Genomic DNA, 23333 nt, shown 5'->3' with positions numbered 1-23333 from the left:
TTGCCGGAGCATTTCTACCGCTTCGTTGCAGCGAAGTTGCCCACTCACCAGGTAGGAGTGCTTCGGCAAGCTCCGCAGGAGGACCCCTCAAAATCGCCAACAGCATGAAATTTGGATATTGGATGCCCATTTTCGGGGGCTGGCTGCGCAACGTCGAAGACGAGCAGATGCCCACCGACTGGAGCTATGTGAAGCAGCTGGCGCAGCGCAGCGAGGCCTGGGGCTACGACCTCACGCTGATTGCGGAGCTGTACTTGAACGACATCAAGGGCACCGAGGCGCCGTCGTTGGAAGCCTGGAGCACGGCCGCTGCGCTGGCCGCCGTCACCGAGCAGCTGGAAATCATGGTGGCCGTGCGCCCCACCTTCCACAACCCCGCGCTGCTGGCCAAGCAGGCCGCCAACATCGACCTGATTGCTCCCGGCCGCCTGTCGCTCAACGTGGTGAGCAGCTGGTGGCGCGACGAGGCCACCAAATACGGCCTGCACTTCGAGCAGCACGACGACCGGTACGCCCGCACCAAAGAGTGGCTCGACGTGGTGACCAACGTGTGGAAGCAGGACCATTTCAGCTACCAGGGCAAGTACTACCAAGTGGCCGACAACATCTTGCAGCCCAAGCCGGCCAAGGCGCCGTTCCTGTACGCCGGCGGCGAGTCGGAGGCTGCTAAAGACCTCATTTCGAGCCAGTGCGACGGCTACGTGATGCACGGCGACTCGCCGGAACAAATTGGGGCCCGCATTGCCGACATGCGCCGCCGCCGCGAGCAGAAAGGCCTCCCGCCCATGAAGTTTGGCGTGGCCGGCTACACCGTGGTGCGCGATACCGAGCAGGCCGTGAAAAAGGAGCTCGACCGCATCACCAACGTGCAGGCGTCGGCTTCGGGCTACGGCAACTACCAGCAGTGGCTGGCCGGCACGCAGCTGGAGCAGCAGGTGTCGCTGCAGGATTATTCGGTGTCGAACCGCGGCCTGCGCACGGGGCTCACCGGCACGCCCGCCCAGCTGCAGGACCGCATCGGGGCCTTCGAGCAGGTGGGCGTGGACTTCTTCCTGCTGCAAGCCAGCCCGCAACTGGAGGAGATGGAGCGGTTTTCGGAGTCGGTTATTCAGGTGTTGGCGTAACCCACGCCAGCACCGGAGAAACGTCATGCCTCGCTGTGCGCTGCATGACGTTCTATTTTTTCGTCATTCAACGTGCCCCGGTTGGCGCGTTCACCCATTTTCATGCTTAAAAAATCACTCGAGCTGCTTCGTGCCGAAGCGGCCGAAACGGGGGCTAACACCCTCAAGCGCAGCCTTAACGGCATCAGCCTCGTTGCCATTGGCATCGGCGTAATTATCGGAGCGGGGTTGTTTTCGCTCACCGGCATAGCCGCGGCCAACAACGCCGGGCCGGCCGTGACGCTTTCTTTCGTGGTGGCGGCCGTGGGCTGCGCCTTCTCGGCGCTGTGCTACGCCGAGTTTGCGGCGCTGGTGCCCGTATCGGGCAGCGCCTACACCTACTCGTATGCCACCATGGGCGAGCTGTTTGCCTGGATTATTGGCTGGGACTTGGTGCTCGAATACTCGGTGGGCGCGGCCACGGTGGCCATCAGTTGGTCGCAATACCTCATCAAGTTTCTGGGCAAGTACGGGCTGCACATTCCGGCGCAGTTGGTGATGTCGCCGTTTGAAAGCGCCAAGCTGGCCGACGGCTCCACCGTGAGCGGGGTCGTGAACGTGCCGGCCATGCTCATCGTACTGGCCATCACGGCCATTGTCACGCGCGGCACCAAAGGGTCGGCGTGGTTCAACGCGCTGGTGGTGGCCCTGAAGGTGGCGGTGGTGCTGGTGTTCATCGCGCTGGGCTGGCAGTACATCGACCCCGCCAACTACCAACCCTACATTCCGGCCAATACGGGCACCTTTGGCGAGTTTGGCCTGAGCGGCATCCTGCGCGGGGCGGGCGTCATCTTCTTTGTTTTCATCGGGTTCGACATTGTGGCCACCATGGCCCAGGAAACCAAAAACCCGCAGCGCAACATGCCCATCGGCATCCTCGGCTCCCTGGCGGTGTGCACGGTGCTGTTTGTGTTGTTTGGGCACGTGCTCACGGGCCTGGCCAACTACACCGAGTTCAAAAACAGCGCCGCGCCGGTGGCCATTGCCATCGAGAAAACGCCGTACGCCTGGCTGTCCTCGGCCGTGATTCTGGCCATTCTCGTGGGCTACACGTCCGTCATTCTGGTCGATTTGCTGGGCCAGTCGCGGGTGTTCTTCTCCATGTCGAAGGATGGGTTGCTGCCGCCGGTGTTTTCGCGCATTCACCCGAAGTTCAACACGCCGTTTCAGTCCAGCCTGCTGCTGGGGCTGTTCATTGCGCTGTTTGCGGGCTTTGTGCCCATTTCGGTAGTGGGCGAAATGACGAGCATCGGCACGCTGCTGGCCTTCGTGATGGTGTGCCTGGGCGTGCTCATCATGCGCCGCACCAACCCCGACGCCCCACGCTCGTTCCGCACGCCGTGGGTGCCGGTGGTGCCCATCCTAGGCATCGTGGTGTGCCTCGTGATGATGGCTTCGCTGCCCGGCGAAACGTGGCTGCGCCTCATCGTGTGGCTGGCCATTGGGCTGGCCATTTATTACGGCTACGGCAAGAAGCACAGCAAGCTGCGGCTGGCGCAAGCGGCCGAAGCGGCTCGGCCTAGTGCGTTGTCAGGCCGTTAGCGTCCAGCGAGTCGCTGTCGCGCACGCGGGAAAGGCTGCCTTCTAAATCCACGGCGTCGTCGGCAGCGGAGGCCGAGCCGGGCGAAGCGCTGCGCGCCGGCGCTTGCTTGTACACGTCCACTGCGCCGTTGGCATCCAGCACGGTGCGGGCGCGGTTGGCCTGGTCCTCGGTGGCGGCCTCCACGGTGAGGACGGCGCTGTCGGCGCGGGCTGCGGCGATGTGGGCCTGGGCGTCGGCGTTTTCGTTGCCCGCAAACAGGTCCGTAAAGAAGCGAATGAACCCCGTGCCCAGCGGCTCGGCAGGCGCTTCCGTTTCGGTAGCGGCGAGGTGCTCGGCGCGCAAGGTGTCTTGGGTGGCCAGGTGAAGGCCGGTGCGCTGGAAACCGGCCGCCAGCAGTTGCTCGGTGGCGGATTGCGCTTCAGAAACGTGGTCGAATAAGCCAACGACGGTACGGGCCATGTGCGTGTAGGGAAGGTGCCCGTCGGTTTACGGACGTGAGTAGGGCTGGTTGTGCAAAGCTGCAGGACCTTGGCAGGGCTGACCGCAGGGGGACTGTCCTCGTTTTGATGGCAACGATTGCGCATCTGCGCGGTGGGGAGGAGCAAAAACAGTGCTGTTTTAATGCAAACGATACCGGTATCGATGCCGGCATCGATTGCGCAGTTTAATGCGGCTAAAGAGCTTGTGGCCTGTGCCAAAGCTTCTACGTTTGGTGCTCCAGCCGGCCGTTTGGACCACTGCTTTCACTTCCACCACTACTCCCTAAAACCCACCATTCCATGAACAAGCTTTTCGTTCTGTTTTTCCTCGGCGCGGCGCTGGCAGCCTGCAACAAAGCCAACGACCCAGCCGCTTCTGCCAGCGCCCCCACCGCGGCCCCCGCCACGGCCAACGCCAGCGTGACGGTGACCACGGAAACCGCCCTGAAAAACGCCATCGCCGCCGCCAACCCCGGCGACGTCATCACCGTGAGCGGCACCATCCGCCTCACCAGCACCTTGCAACTGCTGCGCAGCGGCACTTCCAGCGCCAAAATCAACTTCACGGGCGGCACCCTCGACTGCTCCGGCGTGCCCTCGGGCTGGGGCGTGAAGGTGAACGGCAGCTACTGGAACATCACCAACATGACCATCAAGAACGCGCCCGACTGTGGCCTGGTGTTTCAGCTGGGCGGCTACAACTACACCAACAACGTGACCACCACGGCCAACAAAGACTCGGGCCTGCAGGTGTACAACGGCGCCCACGACAACAACATCACCTACTGCACTTCCACCGAGAACTACGACGTGGCCAACGGCGGCGAAAACGCCGACGGCTTCGCCTGCAAGCTCTCGGCCGGGGCCAACAACAAGTTCGACCACTGCACCGCCAACCACAATTCCGACGACGGCTGGGACCTCTACGGCCAGCCTTCCACCGTGCGGATTACCAATTGCACGGCCACCAACAACGGCTACGGGGGCACCGGCGACGGCAACGGCTTCAAGCTGGGCAGCGCCGGCCAGAACGTGGCCCACACCGTGACGGGCTGCACTTCCAGCAACAACAAAGCCAGCGGCTACGACGGCAACGGCAACACCGGCCACATCACCACCACCGGCAGCGGCGGCTCGGGCAACGGCAAAACCCTGTTTTACCGCATCTATTAACCCCCAGCCGGCCGGCTGAACGGACGGGGCGCTTCGCAAGAGGCGCCCCGTTTTGCGTTTGGGGCAATCCGTTCAGAAAAGATGGCGTCTTGCGCGCCAGAGTAATTTTTAGGGGCTTTTCATTCGTGCAATGCCAAATTCAACATCCTCCCGTTGGCCGTGTCAGGCCAGTCATTCACTGCCTAAACTTCTCCATTCGCCGGTCGAAACCGGGCGCTCCGGCCGTCTTGCACTAGTTTGCGGAAAACCTGACCACCCCATGTCAGTCGCCGGCAGTTCGCCCCGTTATGTCCACCACCGCCTTGCATCATCCCGAGCTTATTCCCGCTTTTGAACCCCAACGCCTGGCGGCTTTGCGCCGCTACCACGTGCTGAGCGTGCCCGGCGAAGAAGCCTTCAATACGCTGGTGGCCATCGTGGCACGGGTCTTCAACGTGCCGGTGGCGCTGGTGTCGTTGGTGCAGGCCGAAGAAGTGCAGTTTGTGGGCAATGCCGGGCTGCCCGGCGTGGCCGCCGTGCCCCGCGCCGACAGCCTGTGCTCGGTGGCCATCTTGCAAGACGGCATCACGCTCTTTGAGGACCTGCTCCAGCGCCCTTGCCACCTCACCACCGACGCCGCCGCCCGCACGTTTAACCTGCAGTTTTATGCCGGCTGCGCCCTGCGCACCTCCGGCGGCATGCCCATTGGGGCGCTGTGCGTGATGGACCGGCAGGCCCGCCGCTTCAGCATGGCCGAGCGCACCCTGCTCAACCACCTCGGCGACGTGGCCATGAGCCTGCTCGACATCCGCGCCGCCCAGCCCGACGACCCGGCCCTCTTTTCCAGCCTGCGCACAGTGCTCGACGAGCACGTAAGCCAGTCCCTCGACCGCTTGGATACCCTTGCCGGCCTGGGGGAGTGGGAAGACCCCGACAGCGCGGAGGCCCTGGCCTACCAGCAGTCCGGCCTCGACGAAGCCACGCACATCACCCGCCTCATTCAGCAGGAGCTGCAGGCCACGCTGAAGCGACTGGGGCGGTAGGGCACGCCTCAGGCCCGCAGGTGCTCCGGGCGTTGGGCCGCCATTCAACGGGTGCCGGCCAGGGCATTGCCCCGAGGCGGGTACGGGCTGCGCCATGGGGTTGCGGTACTCAAAAACGACCTTTTCTCCGGTTACCTTTGTTGATTCCCTGCGCCGAAAGCCTCCGGCGCCCCCGTTCAAATCAACTCGAATTCCGTGATAGTTTGCATTGCCGAAAAGCCCAGCGTGGCCCGTGAAATTGCCAACGTGCTGGGCGCCACCCGCCGCATGGACGGCTACATGGAAGGCAACGGCTACCAGGTGACCTGGACCTTCGGCCATTTCTGCCAGCTGAAAGAGCCCGACGACTACCAGCCCGAATGGAAGCGCTGGAGCCTGCACAACCTGCCCATGATTCCGGATAAGTTCGGCATCAAACTCATGCGCCGCGATGCGGGCGTGGTCAATCAGTTCAATACCATCAAGAAGCTGGTGGACGGGGCCACCGAGGTCATCAACTGCGGCGACGCCGGGCAGGAGGGGGAGGTGATTCAGCGGTGGGTGCTGCAGGAGGCCAAATGCCGCAAGCCCGTGAAGCGCCTTTGGATTTCGTCGCTCACCGAGGAGGCCATTCGCCAGGGCTTCGCCAACCTGCGGGAAGCCAAGGAGTTCGATTCGCTTTACCAGGCCGGCAAGAGCCGCGCCGTGGGCGACTGGCTGCTGGGCCTGAACGCCACGCGCCTCTTCACCCTCAAATACACCACCTACCAAGACAAGCAGCTGCTGAGCATTGGGCGGGTGCAAACGCCCACGCTGGCGTTGCTGGTGGAGCGCTGGCACGAAATCCAGAACTTCAAACCCGAGCCGTATTGGGTGCTGAAGACCGAATACCGGGGCACGCTTTTCAGCCACATGGCCGCGCCCGACAAGGCCAAGGACGCCGACGCCGCGCCCGATACCAAAAGCCGCCTGCGCGCCCTGGGCTACTTCGTGACCGAGGAAGAAGCCCGCGAAGCCCTGGAAGCCGTGCGCCCCGCCCCGCTGCGCGTGACCGACGTGGAGATTAAGAAAGGCCGCGAATCCCCGCCGCGCCTCTTCGACCTGACCTCGCTGCAGGTGCAGTGCAACAACCAACTGGGCCTCTCGGCCGAAGACACGCTGAAGATTGTACAGGGCCTGTACGAGAAGAAAGCCGTGAGCTACCCGCGGGTTGATACCACGTTTTTGCCCGACGACCAGTACGCCAAAATCCCCGGCATTCTGCGCGGCATGGGTTATGATAGCCTGACAGCCCCGCTGCTCGCCGCCAAGATTCCGAAGACGCCCAAGGTCTTCAACAACAATAAAGTCACCGACCACCACGCCATCATCCCGACCGGTGCGGCCGGGCCCGGGGGCGGCATGGAAACCAGCGTGTACGACATCATTGCGCGCCGCTTCATCGCCGCCTTCTACCCCGATTGCGAGGTCAGTAACACCACCGTGCTGGCCGAAGCCGCCGAGCGCCCGTTCCGCGTGCGCGGCCGTCAGATTCTGAACCCCGGCTGGCGCGTGGTGTACGGCGACCCCACGCAGCAAGCCGCGCCCAAGCCCGCACCCGCCCCGGGAGCCGCCGGCGCGGCGGCCGATGCCGATGACGACGCCGTGAGTACGGTGCTGCCCAGCTTCGTGAAGGGCGAAAGCGGCCCCCACGACCCGCGCCTGGAAAGCAAGATGACCCAGCCGCCCAAAGATTACACCGAGGCCACGCTGCTGCGCGGCATGGAAACGGCCGGCCGCAACATCGACGACGAGGAGCTGCGCCAGGCCATGAAGGAAAACGGCATCGGCCGCCCCAGCACCCGCGCCGCCATCATCGAAACCCTGTTCAAGCGCAACTACATCCGGCGCGAGAAAAAGCGCATCGTGCCCACGCCGACCGGCGTAGAGTTGATTGGCCTGATTCGCAACCCTACGCTGAAATCGGCGGAGCTCACCGGCCAGTGGGAGCACAAGCTGCGCCAGATTGAGCGCGGCGAGCTGTCGTCGGAAGGCTTTTTGGGCGAGCTGTCGGGATTGGTGAAGGAGATGGTGGCCGAAGTGAAAAACGACGGCCGCGGCCGCATGGTGACCTCCGGCAGCGCCGAGCTGGCCGTGCAGGCGGCCCAGAACGGCGGCGCCGTGGCCAGTGGCAAAGTGCCCGCCGGCATGACCGGCAGCCGCCCCGCCAAGCCCGGCGGCCCGGCCACGCTGCCCGGCGCCAACGGCCTAGGCTACTGCCCGGCTTGCAAAACCGGCCACGTGGTGCGCGGCAAAACCGCTTTCGGCTGCGTGCGCTTCCGCGAGGGGTGCACCTTCCGGCTGCCCATTGAGGTGCACGGCAAAAAGCTCAGCGACCCGCAGGTGAAAGCCCTGCTGGCCAAAGGCCGCACGCCCGTGATGAAAGGCTTTGTGGGAGCCGAAGGCCAGAAGTTCGACGCCGCCATTGGGCTCGATATGAGTTTCCAGCCCATGCTGCTGCAGGTGGCCGAAGCCAAGCCCGGTGCCGCCCCCGATTCGGGCCTGATTCCTTGCCCGGTGTGCAAGTTGGGCACCATGCTCAAGGGCAAGGCGGCCTACGGGTGCTCACGCTTTCGCGAAGACTGCCAGTTCCGGGTGGCGTTTGAGTGGGGCGGCAAGCAACTCACCGAAACCCAGCTGAAGCAGCTGCTGCGCAAGGGCGAAACCAGCGTCATCAAGGGCTTTGTCTCCAGCAAAACCGGCAAGAAGTACGACGCCGCGCTGAAGGTGGAGGAAGGCCGCGTGGTGCCGGTATTTGGGTAGAAATTGGCTTGGCGGTGCCCACCGGCTATCTTGTACGGGTGGCCTCGGTACGGCCCCTTTTGCCCGATGACGCTCTCCGACTTCGTATTTCGCCCGTATTGCGCCGCCGATGAGGCCGCCGTGATGGCGCTATTCCGCAGCAACCTCGCACCCTATTTTTTGGAATCGGAAGCCGCCGAGTTAAGCAGCTTCCTGCGCCAGGAATCGGGGGCTTATTTTGTGGCCGAATGGAAGGCCGGAACCGCGCAGGCGGGCCAGCTAGCCGCCGCCGGAGGCTATGCCCTGAATAGTCGTTATGCGGTGCTTACCTGGGGCATGGTTGGCCGTAGTTTGCACGGGCGGGGACTGGGCCGGGTGTTCACGCAGTTTCGCATTGCCGCCTGCCGGCGGGCCTTTCCGGGGCGGGCCATTGAAATCAACACCTCGCAGCGCACGGCCGGGTTCTACAAAAAGCTGGGCTTCCGCACGTTGGCCGTCGAGCCGGCCGGGTGGGGACCCGGCCTCGACAATGTGCACATGCTGCTGCCCGCCTGACGGCGCCCGCCCGAGGCGAACGGTGCCCGAGTGCCTTGGAACATCAGCAGGCCAACTCGGCGCGGAGGGCGGCCTGCACGCGGCGCGCCTGCTGCACGTGCCGTTGCTGGTGCACCACCACAAATTCCAGCGCTTCGCCCAGCCGCAGCTTCAGCAGCCGAAAAAACTCGACGGGCACCGCCCGGCGGTTGAGGTCGGCCCGGGCGGCCTGGGCCAACAGCGCCAGCAGCTGGGCCTGGTGCTGGTCAAATTCTGCGAGCACCTCGTGGCCCAGCCGGCTGCCCAGTGGGTTTAGGTGCTTCAGGGTGTTGCTTTTTTTAGCGTTGGTGGGCCGCATCATGTCCACCGATTTGCGCCCCAGCCAGGAATACTGTACCTCGTCGGCCGTCGCGTTCGTGGGCCGGGCCAAGGCTTTGGCGAAAGCTGCATTGTAGTAGCGGCTATACCGGTTCAGGTGCTCCAGGCATTCGAGGATGCTCCAGTTCGTGGGGGCGGGCCGCTGGTTGAGCAGCACGGCATCCAGGGGGACGAAGCTGGCCTGGGCCGTGTTGCGCAGCTCGGTCACGGCAGTTTCGAGGGCGGCGAGAAAAGGGGCGTTTTTCATGAGGGGCAGGAACGCAGAAATAGGTGATGGAATGCTGCAAAGTTCTGCCCCTTAGTCCTTGCCAAACCTTGATTGCGGTCAAGATTTAGCAGCTAACGCAGCCGGCTTAAGGTCTCGGGCGACATCCGCAGGTAGGAAGCCAGGTATTTGCGCGGCACCAGCTGAAAAATGTGCGGGCTGCGTTGGCGCAGGCGGGCCAGCCGCTGGGCCGGCTCGGGCAGCAGCAGGTCTATTTCGTGCTCCATGCGGCCCACCAAGGCTTTTTCCAACTCCAGGCGCCAGAACCGGGCAAAGGCCGGGCTTTGGTCTAGAAACGCCAGGAAGTCGGTCCGCCCGATGGCCAGCAGTTCGCTCTGCCGCAGCGCCTGAATGGCGTACTCGGACGCCGCGCCGGTGGCAAACGAAGGGAACGAGCACAACAGGGAGTTGGCGTGCCCAAACCCGACGCAGGTTTCCTCGCCGGGCGCGGTTGGGAAGTAGATGCGCAGCAAGCCGTGACGCACAAAGCACAGCCGTTGCTCGGGCTGGCCCGGCTGCACCAAAAAATCGCCTCGTCGCAACCGTATCGGCTGGTCCCAACGGCTGGCAAAATCGGCTACTTCCTCGGCCGTCAAACCGGGAATTTGGTTGAGCAAAGCCCTAAGCAGGGCGCAGGTATCGGGAGCAGGCATTGGATGTAAGCGAGGGAGTTGCGCCCTAAGGCACGGCAGCGTCGGCGCTAATTTGTGCCAGCGGGCTGCATTTCCTCCTCATAGTGCACAATGTTCTTCGCCATGCCTTTGAAAATGATGCCGTGGAAGGGCAGCACCGAGTACCAGTACAGGCGTCCGGCCAGGCCGCGCGGGCGGTAGGCGGCCAGCTGCTCTAGGGCGTGGGTGCCGTCTTCTTGGTCGATTATTCTGAACTGCAGCCAGGCCTCGCCGGGCAGCTTCATCTCGGCGTAGAGCAGCAGGCGGCGGCCGGCCTTGTCGGCCACCAGCACGCGCCAGAAATCGAGCGGGTCGCCGGCCCGCAGGCGCGAGGGCGAGCGGCGGCCCCGGCGCAGGCCCGGTCCGCCCACGGCCTTGTCCATCAGGCCCCGGATTTGCCAAAGCCAGTCGGTTTTGTACCAGCCCCGGTCGCCGCCGATGCGCCAGATGTTGTCGAGCACTTCGCCCACGGGCCGGGTGAAAGGCACAAACTGGCGGTCGAAGAACATGCCGTTTTTCGGGATTTGAATGGCGTCCATGTAGTTCTGGCGCATGGTGCCCGAGCTGATGGCGTCGCTCCAGGAGCTCACCACCTCGTTTTGCTCGATGCGCTGAAAGGCCAGGGCCAGCGCAGCCCGGTAGCTCATGCACTCGTGCGGAATCACGGCGCCGATGCCCTTGGCCGGGTCGCACACGGTGTCGTTTTTGAGGCTCTCGACCAGGCTTTGGGCCAGCGAAAACGTGGTGCTCGTGACCAGGTACAGCCACCACGACGACAGCCGGGGCGTGAGCACGGGCACGGTCACAATCCAGCGCCGGTAGCCGCGTTCGGCGGCCAAGCCCAGCAGCATGTCGCGGTAGGCCAGCACGTCGGGTCCGCCCACGTCGAAGGCCCGCCCGTAGCAGGCCGGGTTGTCGAGCACCGCCGTGAGGTAAAACATGATGTCGCGCACCCCAATGGGCTGGCAGCGCGAATTCAGCCAGCGCGGCGTCACCATCACGGGCAGCTTCTCCACCAGGTCGCGAATGATTTCGAACGACGCCGAGCCCGAGCCGATGATGATGCTCGCGCGCAGCACGGTGAGCTGCGCCTTGTCGGCTTTGGCCAGCACTTTCTCCACCGCAAAGCGCGAGCGCAAATGCACGCTCAGGCCGTGGTCGTTGGCGATGCCCGAAAGGTATATGACCTGCCGGGCGGCGGTGGTATTGAGCAGTTGCGTGAAATTGTGCGCCGACTGCTGCTCTAGCTGGAAGAAATTTTCGCTGCCGCCGCTCATGGAGTGCACCAGGTAATAGGCGGCGTCGATGTCGGTGGGCACGTCGGCCAGGGTATCGGGCTTGAGCAAGTCGCCCTGCGCCACCGTCACGCGCGTCTGCAGGGCCTCGGGCAGGAGGTCGGCCAGCGAGAAGCGGCGGGCGTCGCGCACCAGGCACACCACGTCGTGGTCGGCGGCCAGCAGCGGCAGCAGGCGCTGGCCAATGTAGCCGGTGGCCCCGGTGAGCAGGATTTTCATAAGGCGAAGGGCAAGCGGAGTGAAATGCAGCAAGTGGGGGCACAGGCCCATCCAACCGTGCTTTTAGCTGAACGGCAGAAAGGCCAGCTTGTTCGGCGCAGCCCCCGGCGGCGACGGGAGCAACCCCCTGCATCCTCAGCACTTAATCGGCATCTTTGCGCGCATGAAACACTTCGCCGCATTCCTCGCCACGGCCCTGCTGCTGGCCACGGCCGCCCAGGCCCAGACCAAGCTCACGGCCCCGCCCCTGAGCCCCACCACGCGCATTCACCAAAACTTTTCTACCTCCTACATCGACCTTGCGTACTCGCGGCCGTCGCTGCGGGGGCGCACGGCCTTTGGCAGCCTCGTGCCCTTCGGCACGGTGTGGCGCACGGGGGCCAACACCATCACCAAAGTGCGCTTCGGCGAAGAAGTGAAAATCAATGGCCAGGCCGTACCCGCCGGCGCCTACGCCCTGCTCACCATTCCCGACGCCAAGGAATGGACCTTCATCCTGAACCGCGACACCGCCCAGTGGGGCAGCTACGAGTACAAGCCGGCCCTCGACGTGCTGCGCGTGAAAGCCAAGCCCACCAAGCTGGCCGCGGCCGTCGAAACCATGTCCCTAACCGTGGAAAACCTGCGCCCCAACGCCGCCGACCTCGTGGTGAGCTGGGACCGCACCCAAGTGGCCATGCCCCTCACCGCCGACCCCGACCGCATGGTGATGGCCCAGATTGAGCAGGCCATGAAGGGCGAAAAGAAGCCCTACATCACCGCCGCCCAGTACTACTACAACACCGGCAAAGACCTCACGCCCGCCATCGGCTGGGTCGATGAGGCCATCAAGGCCAACCCCAGCTACTACGGCTACTACTGGAAAGCCAAGCTGCTGCAGAAGCAGGGCAAAAACAAAGAAGCCATCGAAGCCGCCAACAAGTCGTTAGAATTGGTGAAGTCTGACAAAAACGAAGTGTCCAAGGCCGAATACACGCGCCTCAACCAAGAGGTGCTGGCCGCCGCTGGTGCCAAGAAATAGCTCGTGTCACTACACAAAAAAGCCTCGTCAAAAGATTGGCGGGGCTTTTTTGTGCGTTTCCCAGTCGAGCATCAGGGCTTCACCCAGCGGCCGCGCCACGGCTGGCCCGCCACAGTGGTTTCAACGAGGTAGAGTCCTGCCGCCAGCTGCGGGGCTTCCAGGGCCAGCGTTGCCTCGCCGGCGGGCGCGTTCGTGGTCAGCTCCAGCACCGTGCGGCCGGTCAGGTCGCGCACCTGCACGGCCAGGGTTTGGGCGTGGCGCAGCGTGAGGTGCAGGGCCGGCGCCGCGCCCGGGTTGGGGCTGATGCCCAGCGGCTGGGCAGCCGCCGCGCCGCGGGTGCCCAGCACGCCCAGCGCACCGTTGTCGCTGATGGTTTGGGCGTACACGCCGTCGTCCTGGCGCTGGTCGGCCCACACGTTCACCAGCTGGCCGTTGGCGAAGGGCAGAGTGGCAACGTTGAATTTGGGGCTGGTTCCGGTGCTGAGCGCAATGATGCCGCTGCCCGTGGGGAAAGCCGACTGCCCCTGATAGTTGGTTTTGATGGCCCACAGGGCGCGGTTCACGGCGCTGGTGTTTTCGGTGTAGGTGATGATGAGGCCGGTGCCGGTGTCGCGCAGGCTTTGGGCCGAGTAGTAGCTCGAACTCACGGCCTGCACGGGCACGCCGCTGGCGCCCAGCTGGGCGGCGCCGGTGGCGGGGGAGAAGCGCTGCACCGTGAAGCCCGAATTGCTTTGGGCGCTGTTGAGCTCGTTCACCACCACCCATACTTCGTTGCGCGCGGGCACCCACTGCAGCGAGCCGCCAATGCGGGCCGTGGCCGTGCCCGTCAACACTTCGGTGCCGGTGGTGCCCCAGGGCTGGCTGCCGTCGGCCAGGATGCGCTGCGCATACATGTCGCCCAGGGTAGCGCTGGCCGGGTTGCCCGAGCCCAGCAGCACGTAGAAGCCGCCGCTGCCGTCGGGCACCAGCTCAGGGAAGGCCGCGAAGCCGATGGTTTTGTCGCTCACGCGCACCGGCGTGGCCCACACCGGCGCGCCCGTGGTGCTAAACCGCTGGGCTAAGACCGTGGACACGCCCAGCCCACTGCCGGTTTCTTCCACGTACTGCATCACCACGTCGTCGGCCCCGAAGGCGTTGGTGGTCATGGCCACGAAGCCGGGACGGCTGTAGCGCTTCACGGGGTCTTGCACGCGCTGCACGCCGCCCAGGGCCGTGCCCGTGGGCGAAAGCTTCTGAAACGACACCCATTTGCTGGCGTGCGCCGCATTGGCTGTGCCGCTGGAATTCCACCCAATAACCACGTTGTTGCCGAACGTGACCCCAATGCTGGGCGACAACCCGGAGGTGGCGTCGGCATCAAGCAGCGGAATGCCGTTGGCGCCCCAGAGCTGCTGGCCGGTGGGCGAAATCTTATAGGCCACGCACTGGTTGGCACCCGAGCGGGTGTCCTGAAAGGCCAGGATGGCATTGCCCAGGTTGTCGGTTTTGAGGTCGTAGCGGTAGAGGGCAGTGCCCTGGGGCTGGTTGCTCACCAGCAGGCCGGCCGCGCCCAGCTGGGGCCGCCCGTTCACGTCGAGCAGCTGCAGCCGCATCTGGTAATTGGTGGTGGCCACGGTTTCGAACCACGACACCCAGGTGCCGCCGTTCGGCGCGGGCGAAATGCGGGGCGTGACTTCGCTGGTGCCGGCCACGTCGCGCACGGCCAGGTTTTGGGCGGGGTTGGGGTTCCACTGCGCATGGGCTGGCAGGGCACCGAGCACAAATGCCAAATACGGAAGTACTAGTCGTTTCATAGAAAAGTGGGTTGGATGAAGTCAAGATAAAAAGTGAATAGGTCAATATTGCTAAAAATAGCTGCTTTGCCAATATGACCGTCGCGAATCTGAAACGCGGCTTTCCAAAACCCGCAAAAAAGCCGCGCCGCAAATGAATGCGACGCGGCTTCCGGTTGATTACAAAGGCGTTTACTGCTTCTCCTGGCTTACCATCTGCGTGAAGCTCTTGGCCGCGTTGGTGAACTCGGAGGGGATGAGCACCACCGTCGTGGTGTTGTTGTCGATGCCGATTTCTGAGAGCATCTGCATGCGGCGCAGCTCCAGCGCAATGGGGCTTTCCTCCATCTGCTTGGCGCCCTGCGTGAGCTTGATGGAGGCCTCCAATTCCGCTTCCGCCTTGATGATGCGGGCGCGCTTCTCGCGAATGGCCTCGGCCTCACGGGCCATGGCCCGCTGCATAGACTCCGGAATTTCCACGTCCTTTATTTCGACCATCTCCACGCTCACGCCCCAGTTTTCGGTGGCCGCGTCCACAATCTGCAGCAGCGCGGAGTTGATTTGCTGGCGCTCGCGCAGCACCTCGTCGAGCTGGTGCTGCCCGATGATGTTGCGCAAAGCTGTGACCGACAATTGATAAACCGCCTGGTTGAAATTGGCCACTTTGATGATGGCATCGGCCGGGTTCACCACCCGAAACCACAGCACGGCGTTCACCTTGATGGTCACGCTGTCCTTGGTGATGGTTTCCTGCTGCTCCAAATCCACCGTTTTGGTGCGGATGTCGATGGTTTGCTGGCGCTCAAAAAACGGAATTATCCAGAACAGCCCCGGCCCGCGCGTGCCCACAAACCGGCCCAGCCGAAACACAATGGCCCGCTCGTATTCCTGCGCAATGCGCAGGCCGGAGAGCAGGATGACAATAATAATGAGAACGATGACGAGCGGAGACATGACCGGTTGGGGTTGGTGAATTTTCAGAGGTTGTATCGGCACAACCAACAAAGTATTACAACCGGTCAAGAGGCATCAGCACGCAATGCGCGAAAGTAAAATCAAAGCTCATGTAGCGTTAGGCTCCGCTTTAATCAAGCGTTGTTGGATGAGATGTGTCGTCACTTGCTTAGCCGATAGACATCCTTATAGGAAGGGGCTTGCTTAGTAATTTCCACCACATTGCCGCTCACATTCAAGTCGTATTCGTCACTCAGTATCAACGACCAATCAAAGTCTGCGGTCCAATAGCAAATGTTCGTGAATGTTATCCTTTTCCCAATCACGTCATAAGTGCCGCTGCAAAGCCCGGGGTGCTTGGGAATCTGACTGTTGCCGCTCCATTTGCCTCCTGAAAAAGTGAGGCTCACCTGAGAAACTTGTCCGCCACCGCCTGACTGCCGCTGAAAAGTGCCGGTGTAAGTACCGTTTAAATCGGGAGTGGGAGTCGACTTCTGGCAGCTAGTTATTGGCAGCAGAAAATACACAGCAGAGAACAGTGAGAAGCGCATGGTCAGAGGATTGGTTTCGTTGCCTGACCTGCGAGCGTAGCAAGTGGTTGCGCGCGCCTCACTATGTTTACGGAGACGCTCACTCGCTAATGGCCGCTCTTACCGCCCCACCACCGGCAGCACCGCCACGCTCTCGTGCCCGGCCGCATCAACCGAGGCCACGCTGAAAATGAAATTGTCCTTGCTGATGGGCAAGTCGGCCGTGGTGCCGCTCACCGGGAAGCGCTGCTGCCACTGCGGGGCGCTGGTTTCGCGCACCAGCACCACGTAGCCGTTGGGCTTGGGGCCGGCCGCCGGCGCCTGCCAGCGCAGCTCGGTGCGGTTGGTGAGGTTGGCAGTCAGGACTTCGACCTTGGCCGGGGCGGCGGGGGCCAGCGCCAGCGCCGCCATGGTGGCGAGGTTGATGCCGGCGTTGCGGCGCAGATAGGCGTAGTCCACGCCCTCGGGGGTGTCGCCGTAGGCGCGGCCTTTTTCGGTGCGCAGGTCTTGGTGCTGGTGGGTGAAGTCCTCGTTCATCTCGGTGAAGCGGACGGCGGCGAAGCCCTGCTGGTTGAATGGCGTGTGGTCGCCGCCGCGCAGGAAACGGTCGGGGCGGTACTCCAGGGCCACTTTGTGCCCGCGGCCGTAGAGCTGGGCCGCGCGCTGAATGTAGCGCGCCAGCTGGCGGCTGGGCGCGTCGTTTTCGGAGCTGAGCTGGCGGCGGATGCGGGCCTGCTCGGGCGTTTCGTTGGCCGGCACGCCCTCGCTGAACACGCGTACCTGCGTGGCGTCGCTGATTTCGGGGTCGAAGCCGTGCGAGTTGCCCACGATGTCGTTGTTGAGCATCGCAATCAGGTTCCAGCCTTCTTTTTTGGCGCGCTCGGCCAGGTGGCCCGAGCCGTAGAGGCCCTGCTCTTCGCCCTGCACGGCCACAAATTTGAGGGTGCAGGGGAATTTCTGGCCGGCCAGCACGCGGGCCAGTTCCATCACCAGCACCGTGCCCGAGCCGTCGTCGTTGGCGCCGGGCGCGTCGGCGGTGGCGTTCATCACGTCGCTCACCCGCGAGTCGATGTGGCCGCTCACCAGAATCACGCGGGTGTCGGTGGGGTCGGTGCCGGGCAGGGTGGCCAGCACGTTGGCCATCAGCACGGGCTTGTTGATGCGGCGGCCGTCGGGCTTCACCGTGAAGGTGTCCATTTCCACCGTCATGCGGCCGCCACCGGCTTTGCTGTATTTCAGAAACTCGTCGCGCACCCAGTTGCGGGCCGCGCCGATGCCGCGCGTGGGGCTTTGCGTGTCGCTCAGCGTGTGGCGCGTGCCGAAGGAAACCAGCTTGCGGATGTCAGCCTCCAGGTTTTTGGCCGAAATCTCATCCACCAGCTTTTGGATTTTGGGGTCGGCCGGGGGCAGGAGCGGGGCGGGCTTGGTTTGGGCCAGGGCAGCGAAGGGCGCGAGCAGGAAGAGCGAGGCAAGTTTCATGCGGGGAAGGTAGGACGTGGCTTGGGAATAGAAAGAAAAAAGAACGTCATGCTGAGCGCAGTCGAAGCATCTCTCCCGCGAGAGTAAGCTGGTTACTTCCACGGGAGAGATGCTTCGATTGCGCTCAGCATGACGTTCTTGTCGCTAGCTGAACCGGTTGTTATCCTTTGCGATAGAAAGGCTCCACGGTGCGGAAATACGGGTTCACGCCTTCTTCCGAGTTCGGGTCCAGCAGCATCAGGTCCACAAACTGGTAGGCATTGGTCTGGCCTTGCAGCACGGGGCCCAGGTTCTGCATGAAGCTCGGGTCGGGGTTGTTGCTGATGAACGCCAGCAGCAGGCGCGGCACGTCGGGGTTGTCGGCAAGCTGCATCTGGGCTAGGTAGGCGGCTTCGATGTGCGACTCGGTGGCGGCCCAGGCGGCAATGGCGTCGGCCACGGCCTGCGGGTATTCGGCGGGCTGGCTGAGCAGCACCTGCGCGTCGCCCCCGGCCGGCGAGAGCGGGCCGGTGAGCTGGCCCGACAGCAGCGCCGCTAGCTCGTCCTTGGGCAGCAGCTTGCCGGCGGGCGAGAAGGGGTTCAGCACGCAGTCCTGGCCCTGCACCATCTGGAAAAACGCGTGGCCGGGCAGGCGCACGTAGCTCATGGGCGGGTGGTCCATGTCGCCGTCGGTGAGGCGCGGCACGGAGCTAAAAATGGGCAACTTGCCGTCGTTCAGCACCTGCAGCTGGATTTCCTGGCCTTCGCTCAGCACCACTTCGCCGGGCTCGATGCCTTCCATCGGGGCGAGTATCATCAGGATTTCTTCCTGCAGTAGGGCCTGGTAGAAGGCCGGGCGGGCGTTTTCGTCGGTGGCGGCCAGCAGCAGAAGCTGCTCCAGCACGTTTTCGGGCTCGAAGGGCAGCGGCATCGGCTCCGGAATTTGGTACACCGGGGCAGGAGCCACGGGTTCGACCGGCGCCACGAACTTGGAGCCTTGGTAGCGGGGACCACCAGCAGGTTTCTCAGCGGGTGCGCTGCCGGGGTTGCCGGCAGGAGCGGGGGTAGCCGGGGTGTCGGCGGGTTTATTTTTCAGGAAGTCAAACAGGCCCATATCGGATAAGAATGCAAGTGAATTGGGGTGCAATCTACGGCGAAAAACGGGTTTGGCAGGGGCAAAACGCGGGAAAGTACATGCTGAACACAACCGTTCTACACTTCAGGCCCTTACCGCCCCCGGCACGCTTCCAGCTGCTGCTCCACCTCCCGGATGGTGCGGGGCGAAGCGCTGTTGCCCCAGTGCGTTTCGATGAAATTGAGCAGGTTGGTGAGCTGGGCGGGGCTCAGGCCCTTTTCGCCGGGCATCACGTTGTGGTAGCCCACGCCGTTCACCACAATGACTTCCTTCTGGCCGTAGCGCAGCAGGCAAGGCAGCTCGGCGCGGTGGTCCACCAGGTAGTCGGCCCCGGCCAGGGGCGGAATCAGGCGGCCCAGGCCCTGGCCCTGCTCGCCGTGGCAGCCCGCGCAGTGCTGTGCATACAGCTTCTCGCCCTGGTGGCGGTTGTTGCTGAAGCAGCTTTGCTGGAGCAGCGCCGCCAGCAGGGCCAGCGCCGCGCCCAACGCGCTGGCCGGCCGGGCAATGGCCCGCCTCATTTCCGGGCCAGGCCGGGCTTGCGGCTGTCGATTTCGGCCAGCAATACGGGCAGCTCCACCAGCAGGCGGTCCACCTCCTTGGGGTTGAGGCTGTCGTAGAGGCCGCGCACGTGGCCCTGGTCGTCCACGAGGGCGAAGGTGCCGTTGTGGGCAAAGCCGCCGGGGGCCTGCTTGTCGGGCAACGCCGCCGTGAAGTAGGCCTGGGCCAGCTGAAACACGGTGTCGCGCGCGGTGGGCTCGCCGTGGGCGCCGGTGGTGGCGAAGTGCCAGTTGCGGGCCGTGCCCACGCCCAGGCGCTCGGCGTAGTCGCGCAGCACCGGGATGGAGTCGTGGGCCGGGTCGATGGTGTGCGAGAGGAAGGCCAGCTGCGGCTGCTGGCCAAATTTCTTGTACACCTTCAGCATCTCGGCCTGCATCTTGGGGCAGATGCCGGGGCAGGTGGCGAAGAAGAAATCGGCCACGTAGGCGCGGCCGGCAAAGCTCTTATTAGTGAGCACCTGCCCGAACTGGTCGGTGAGGCGGAACGCGGGCACGGTGGCAAACACGGTGTCGGCCGGGCCGCCGTCGGCGCGGGGGCGCACGTCGCGCTCGCCCATGATGGGCAGCTTGGCGGCTTCTTTGGGTGCCTCGGTGCAGGCGGTGGTGAGCAGGGCAGCCGCCAGCGAGGGCAGCAACAGCAGGCGTTTCAACATAACAAAGCAGGTTATTTAGAAGCGGGGGGCACGTCGCCGGCGGCGGGGTGCTCGGTGGTGAAGCGCTGGGCCGAGTCGAGGGTGGCGCGGTATTGCCGGCTCACGCCCGCCAGTATTTCCTGCTGCTGCCGGAAGTAGGCCACGCGGGCCGCGGGGGCCGCCGTGGTGTCGGGGGCTTTGTACTGGTGCATCCAGTCCATCATGGCGGCATCGGCGGCCAGCAGGCCGTGGATGTAGGGCGCGGCGGCCTCAGTGTGGTAGCCCGAAAGCTTGGCCTTGTACTCGTAGAGCTTGCTGGTTTCGGCCATCAGCGAGTCGTGGCGGTTCATGAGGGCCATTTCGGCGGCCGAAGCTTCGGAGGGGGCGCCCTGCTCGGCAATGGGCTGGTTGGGGGAGGAGCAGGCCGCAGCCAGGGCCACCAGGGCCAGCGGGAGGACGTTTTTCGGGGCGATGTTCACGGGGCAAAGGTACGGCCGGCGGACGTGTGGCGCGGAACTGACGGCCGTAGGGAATGGAGGCGTAGAGCAAAAACGAAAGCCGCAAAAAGCGAAATCAAAACCTCGGGCTAGCCGGTTTGAGATGCCCTTGCGTAGAGCCAGCAGGCGCTGCCTTCCCTACATCAACCATCAACTTTCCGTTTTGCTTTATGAAAACCCGCCAACTGGGCCGCTCCGGCCTCACCGTGTCGGCCCTCGGCCTGGGCTGCATGGGCATGTCCGACTTCTACGCCGGCCAGGACGACGCCGAAAGCACCCGCACCCTGCACCGCGCCCTTGAGCTGGGCGTCACCTTTTTCGACACAGCCGACATGTACGGCCCCTTCAAAAACGAGGAGCTGCTGGGCCGCGCCTTCAAAGGCCAGCGCGGTCGCATCGTGCTGGCCACCAAATTCGGCATTCAGCGCGACCCCCACGACCCCACCAAGCGCGGCATCAACGGCCGGCCCGAGTACGTGAAAGCGGCCTGCGAAGCCAGCCTCAAGCGCCTCGGCACCGACTACATCGACCTCTACTACCAGCACCGCGTCGACCCGAACACGCCCATCGAAGACACCGTGGGCGCCATGAGCCGGCTGGTGGAAGAAGGCAAAGTGCGCTACCTGGGCCTGAGCGAGGCCGCCCCCGCCACCGTGCGCCGGGCCGTGGCCGTGCACCCCATTGCCGCGCTGCAAACCGAGTACTCGCTCTGGAGCCGCGAACCCGAAGACGAGATTCTGCCCGCCATGCGCGAGCTGGGCGTGGGCTTCGTGCCCTATTCGCCGCTGGGCCGCGGCTTCCTCACCGGCCAAATCAAAAAGTTTGAAGACCTGGCCGAGGACGACTACCGCCGCCACACGCCCCGCTTCCAGGGCGAAAACTTCCAGAAAAACCTCGACCTCGTGGCCCGCATCAACGACCTGGCAAAGCAAAAAAACTGCTCGGCTGGCCAGCTGGCTCTGGCTTGGGTGCTGGCCCAGGGCGACGACGTGGTGCCCATTCCCGGCACCAAGCGCGTGAAGTACCTGGAAGAAAACCTGGGCGCGCTGGAAGTGCAGCTGAGCCAAGACGAACTCGCGCAGCTCGACGAGATTGCGCCCCAGGGCAAGGCCGCCGGCCTGCGCTACCCGGCCGCCATGATGGGCTCGGTGAACGGGTAAAATCTGTCATTGCGAGGCCGCAGGCCGCAGCAATCCGGCCGGTTCTCAGCGAACAGCCTTCACATGTGACTGCTTTTTGATAACGAGTTGTACACAAAAAAAGCCCCGGTTCTATCCCAGAACCGGGGCTTTTTACATTTTAAGATTGTCTGGTTTTGGCAGAATGGATTGCCGCGGCCCGCGGCCTCGCAATGACCAAGGGGCCTAGCTCGGCAGCAGGTCAATCCAGCCGTCTTCGCTCACCACCACGGCCAGCATGGGGTACTTGCTGCTGTTGGCGTAGCGCAGGGCCGAATTGAAGCGGGCCCCGCGCGAAGAGTCGCCTTTGTCGGTGGCCAGCCCGTCGAGGATGGCGCCGATGGCGTGGCACATGCCGTTGGGCTCGATGAGCACGGCCCCGTCGATGTTGGTGACCAGGCGCAGCACTGAGGGCGTCATGATGCGCGGCACCACCCGGAAGCACTGCCGCGTGAGGCGCTGGGCCTCCTGGGCCGCGCCGGCCGTGATGACGAGAATGGTTCCCGTGGGCTGCGTGCTGGCTTTTTGGGCCAGGTCCCAGAGGTAGTCGGTGCTATCGGCGTCGAGGGTCGGAAACACGATGCGCACGATGCGGGCGAAGTTGTCGGCGGCCACGCGGCCCTGGGGCAGGCGCGGCGTGTTGCTCACCACGCGCATCAGGACGTGGCCGGCGTGGCTCATTTCCCAGCTGTAGTGGTTGGTGAAATGCACAGTGACCAAGGGCTCGTACTGCCCATCCGACTCCGGCACCAGCTGGCCCAGCCCGAACACGTGGGAAGCGTCGGAAATGAGGGCCGTGTGGCCTTCGCTCAGCTCCAGCAGCTTCCGGATGGAGCGGTGGTCGCGCATGGGCACGGGCGTTTCCAGCGTGAGCACCGGCACGATGGCCGGGTGCAGGCGCCGGCTCACCAGCATGGTCCCGATGCCCTCGTCGCCCTCGTGGCGCAGGGCGGCCACGCCGTTGCAGGCGTCATACAGGCCGTGGGTGCCCGCGGGGGCCACGCGCAGCATCAGGCGCCTGCCGGCCGAGCGCAGCAGCTCGTTGTAGTCGCGGTCGAGCACGGGCTGGTCGTTGTCGGCCGTATCGGCTTCGCGCAGCGCGCGGGCGCAGTCGTGCAGAAACTCCACCACCGTGGCGTGGGGCAGGTTGGCGGGCCGGGCGCTGGTGGCTTTGGGCAGCGAATAGTAGCCTTCGTAGCAGTCGGCCGAGAGCTGGAGCACCACCGTCACGAGGTAGCCTTGCAAGCTCACCGGCACCGAGCAGAACGAGCGACGGTTTTCGTGCCGGCTGCGGGTGAGCTCGTGCAGCGTGGTTTCGGTGGCGCGGCACATCAGCTCGTACCAGTGCTGCTTCTCAAACCGGTCGTGGTCGTTGGGGTGCAGGTGGTACACCGAGCCCTGCGGGCCGGTGTCGGCTTCCAGGGCCGCGGCGTTGGTTTTGACGTGGCGAAAATCCTGCGGCTTGTAGCGCGCCGTAGGGGGCTCCACCACCACGGCATCGGGCTCGTCGGCCTCTTTGGCCGAGGCAAAACCAAGCAGAAAAATCTCCGGCCGCAGGTTGCGGTCGAGCAAGTTAAATACCCCCTCGGCAAAGAGTTGGGCCGAAACGCGAAACAAACTTTGGTGTTCCCACATGGGCAGATTCAAGACGGCCGGGCCTCGCTGCGGCCCCGACTTCAGGCCGAACTACGGAAAAAACGCGGGGATAGTGGTAGAACGAAACAAAATTCCTGTTTTCGCGCTTCATCCCCCGTTCAGAATTCCGTATCTTCGAACCAGCGCCGGCCCGCCGTCGGCGCTTTCCACCGCCCTTTCGCACGCCCGGCCTATGCTCTTCGTCGACATGCTTTTTGTGATGGCGGTGGCCATTTCCTTTATCCCCATCCTCACCGGGTACTGCGCCCAAAGCCGGGGCCGCTCGTTCTGGCTGTGGTTTGCGTTGGGCTGGTTGCTGCCGCTGGCCTCGTTTTTCCTGCTCTTCGCCCTCATCGCTCGCGAAGAGCTCGACCCCGGCCGTCGCCTGCTCGGCGAAGCCCGCCAGATTTTGCGCGAAGCCGAGGAAAAAGCCAAAGCGCTGGCCAAGGAATAGAAGGGGCA

22 protein-coding genes are annotated in these 23333 nt (G+C 64.1%); 9 read left to right on the top strand and 13 right to left on the bottom strand.

Annotated elements, in window-relative coordinates; translation table 11 throughout:
• The first annotated feature begins 104 nt into the window (after positions 1–104).
• A complete protein-coding gene (locus tag JAO73_RS13140; protein ID WP_198977467.1) occupies positions 105–1124 on the top strand; it encodes an LLM class flavin-dependent oxidoreductase in 1020 nt (339 codons plus the stop codon).
• Between the two features lie 102 nt (positions 1125–1226).
• On the top strand, positions 1227–2705 hold the full coding sequence (locus JAO73_RS13135) for an amino acid permease (RefSeq protein ID WP_198977466.1): 1479 nt from the start codon (positions 1227–1229) through the stop codon (positions 2703–2705).
• On the opposite strand, the gene JAO73_RS13130 is transcribed toward JAO73_RS13135, so the two are convergent.
• Entirely contained in the window at positions 2683–3165 is a 483-nt protein-coding gene (locus JAO73_RS13130) for a hypothetical protein (protein WP_198977465.1), read from the bottom strand. The two genes, JAO73_RS13135 and JAO73_RS13130, sit on opposite strands and share 23 nt — an antisense overlap.
• Before the next feature lie 320 nt (positions 3166–3485).
• On the opposite strand from JAO73_RS13130, the gene JAO73_RS13125 reads away from it, so the two are divergent.
• The 4 genes from JAO73_RS13125 to JAO73_RS13110 all read left to right on the top strand — a co-directional run bounded on the left by JAO73_RS13125 (position 3486) and on the right by JAO73_RS13110 (position 8695).
• Complete coding sequence (locus JAO73_RS13125) at positions 3486–4358, top strand: right-handed parallel beta-helix repeat-containing protein (protein WP_198977464.1); 873 nt, start codon at positions 3486–3488, stop codon at positions 4356–4358.
• A gap of 287 nt (positions 4359–4645) precedes the next feature.
• Positions 4646–5380 (top strand): GAF domain-containing protein, encoded by a 735-nt coding sequence (locus JAO73_RS13120; protein ID WP_198977463.1) that lies wholly within the window; start codon positions 4646–4648, stop codon positions 5378–5380.
• 195 nt (positions 5381–5575) lie between these two features.
• On the top strand, positions 5576–8161 hold the full coding sequence (locus JAO73_RS13115) for a type IA DNA topoisomerase (protein WP_198977462.1): 2586 nt from the start codon (positions 5576–5578) through the stop codon (positions 8159–8161).
• 66 nt (positions 8162–8227) lie between these two features.
• Positions 8228–8695: a GNAT family N-acetyltransferase gene (locus tag JAO73_RS13110; protein ID WP_198977461.1), complete on the top strand. Its 468-nt coding sequence runs from the start codon at positions 8228–8230 to the stop codon at positions 8693–8695.
• Between the two features lie 43 nt (positions 8696–8738).
• On the opposite strand, the gene JAO73_RS13105 is transcribed toward JAO73_RS13110, so the two are convergent.
• The 3 genes from JAO73_RS13105 to JAO73_RS13095 all read right to left on the bottom strand — a co-directional run bounded on the left by JAO73_RS13105 (position 8739) and on the right by JAO73_RS13095 (position 11502).
• Positions 8739–9299, bottom strand: a complete 561-nt coding sequence (locus tag JAO73_RS13105; RefSeq protein ID WP_198977460.1) for a DinB family protein — start codon at positions 9297–9299, stop codon at positions 8739–8741.
• A 92-nt stretch (positions 9300–9391) separates the two neighbouring features.
• On the bottom strand, positions 9392–9970 hold the full coding sequence (locus JAO73_RS13100; RefSeq protein ID WP_198977459.1) for a Crp/Fnr family transcriptional regulator: 579 nt from the start codon (positions 9968–9970) through the stop codon (positions 9392–9394).
• A gap of 47 nt (positions 9971–10017) precedes the next feature.
• On the bottom strand, positions 10018–11502 hold the full coding sequence (locus JAO73_RS13095) for an SDR family oxidoreductase (RefSeq protein ID WP_198977458.1): 1485 nt from the start codon (positions 11500–11502) through the stop codon (positions 10018–10020).
• A 163-nt stretch (positions 11503–11665) separates the two neighbouring features.
• Here JAO73_RS13095 and JAO73_RS13090 point away from each other — a divergent pair, with 163 nt between their 5' ends.
• On the top strand, positions 11666–12523 hold the full coding sequence (locus JAO73_RS13090; RefSeq protein WP_198977457.1) for a DUF2911 domain-containing protein: 858 nt from the start codon (positions 11666–11668) through the stop codon (positions 12521–12523).
• 71 nt (positions 12524–12594) lie between these two features.
• Here JAO73_RS13090 and JAO73_RS13085 read toward each other — a convergent pair whose 3' ends face one another.
• From JAO73_RS13085 to JAO73_RS13050, 8 genes are all read right to left on the bottom strand, one after another.
• Positions 12595–14316, bottom strand: a complete 1722-nt coding sequence (locus tag JAO73_RS13085) for a T9SS type A sorting domain-containing protein (protein WP_198977456.1) — start codon at positions 14314–14316, stop codon at positions 12595–12597.
• 171 nt (positions 14317–14487) lie between these two features.
• A complete protein-coding gene (locus tag JAO73_RS13080) occupies positions 14488–15249 on the bottom strand; it encodes a slipin family protein (RefSeq protein ID WP_198977455.1) in 762 nt (253 codons plus the stop codon).
• Between the two features lie 161 nt (positions 15250–15410).
• On the bottom strand, positions 15411–15800 hold the full coding sequence (locus JAO73_RS13075; protein WP_198977454.1) for a hypothetical protein: 390 nt from the start codon (positions 15798–15800) through the stop codon (positions 15411–15413).
• 99 nt (positions 15801–15899) lie between these two features.
• On the bottom strand, positions 15900–17258 hold the full coding sequence (locus JAO73_RS13070; RefSeq protein WP_198977453.1) for a M20/M25/M40 family metallo-hydrolase: 1359 nt from the start codon (positions 17256–17258) through the stop codon (positions 15900–15902).
• Between the two features lie 160 nt (positions 17259–17418).
• Positions 17419–18351, bottom strand: a complete 933-nt coding sequence (locus tag JAO73_RS13065; RefSeq protein WP_198977452.1) for an enhanced serine sensitivity protein SseB C-terminal domain-containing protein — start codon at positions 18349–18351, stop codon at positions 17419–17421.
• A 113-nt stretch (positions 18352–18464) separates the two neighbouring features.
• The gene (locus JAO73_RS13060; RefSeq protein ID WP_198977451.1) at positions 18465–18890 is read right to left on the bottom strand and encodes a c-type cytochrome; all 426 of its coding nucleotides are present in this window, start codon (positions 18888–18890) and stop codon (positions 18465–18467) included.
• Positions 18887–19582: an SCO family protein gene (locus JAO73_RS13055; protein WP_198977450.1), complete on the bottom strand. Its 696-nt coding sequence runs from the start codon at positions 19580–19582 to the stop codon at positions 18887–18889. Before JAO73_RS13055 ends, JAO73_RS13060 begins: the two co-directional genes overlap by 4 nt.
• A gap of 11 nt (positions 19583–19593) precedes the next feature.
• Positions 19594–20040 (bottom strand): hypothetical protein, encoded by a 447-nt coding sequence (locus JAO73_RS13050; RefSeq protein WP_198977449.1) that lies wholly within the window; start codon positions 20038–20040, stop codon positions 19594–19596.
• Between the two features lie 188 nt (positions 20041–20228).
• On the opposite strand from JAO73_RS13050, the gene JAO73_RS13045 reads away from it, so the two are divergent.
• Positions 20229–21218, top strand: a complete 990-nt coding sequence (locus JAO73_RS13045; RefSeq protein WP_198977448.1) for an aldo/keto reductase — start codon at positions 20229–20231, stop codon at positions 21216–21218.
• Positions 21219–21422: 204 nt separating this feature from the next.
• Here JAO73_RS13045 and JAO73_RS13040 read toward each other — a convergent pair whose 3' ends face one another.
• Positions 21423–22871, bottom strand: coding sequence for a diadenylate cyclase (locus JAO73_RS13040; RefSeq protein WP_198977447.1), 1449 nt, complete (start codon positions 22869–22871; stop codon positions 21423–21425).
• 193 nt (positions 22872–23064) lie between these two features.
• Here JAO73_RS13040 and JAO73_RS13035 point away from each other — a divergent pair, with 193 nt between their 5' ends.
• Positions 23065–23325 carry a hypothetical protein gene (locus tag JAO73_RS13035; RefSeq protein WP_190922005.1) on the top strand — a complete coding sequence of 87 codons (261 nt, stop codon included), beginning with the start codon at positions 23065–23067 and terminating at the stop codon, positions 23323–23325.
• The last annotated feature ends 8 nt before the right edge of the window (positions 23326–23333 follow it).

The sequence above is a fragment of the Hymenobacter miniatus genome, assembly GCF_016427455.1.
GTDB classification, from domain to species: domain Bacteria; phylum Bacteroidota; class Bacteroidia; order Cytophagales; family Hymenobacteraceae; genus Hymenobacter; species Hymenobacter armeniacus.
Note: the sequence above shows the minus strand (reverse complement) of the source record. Positions and strands in the feature narration are given on the sequence as shown.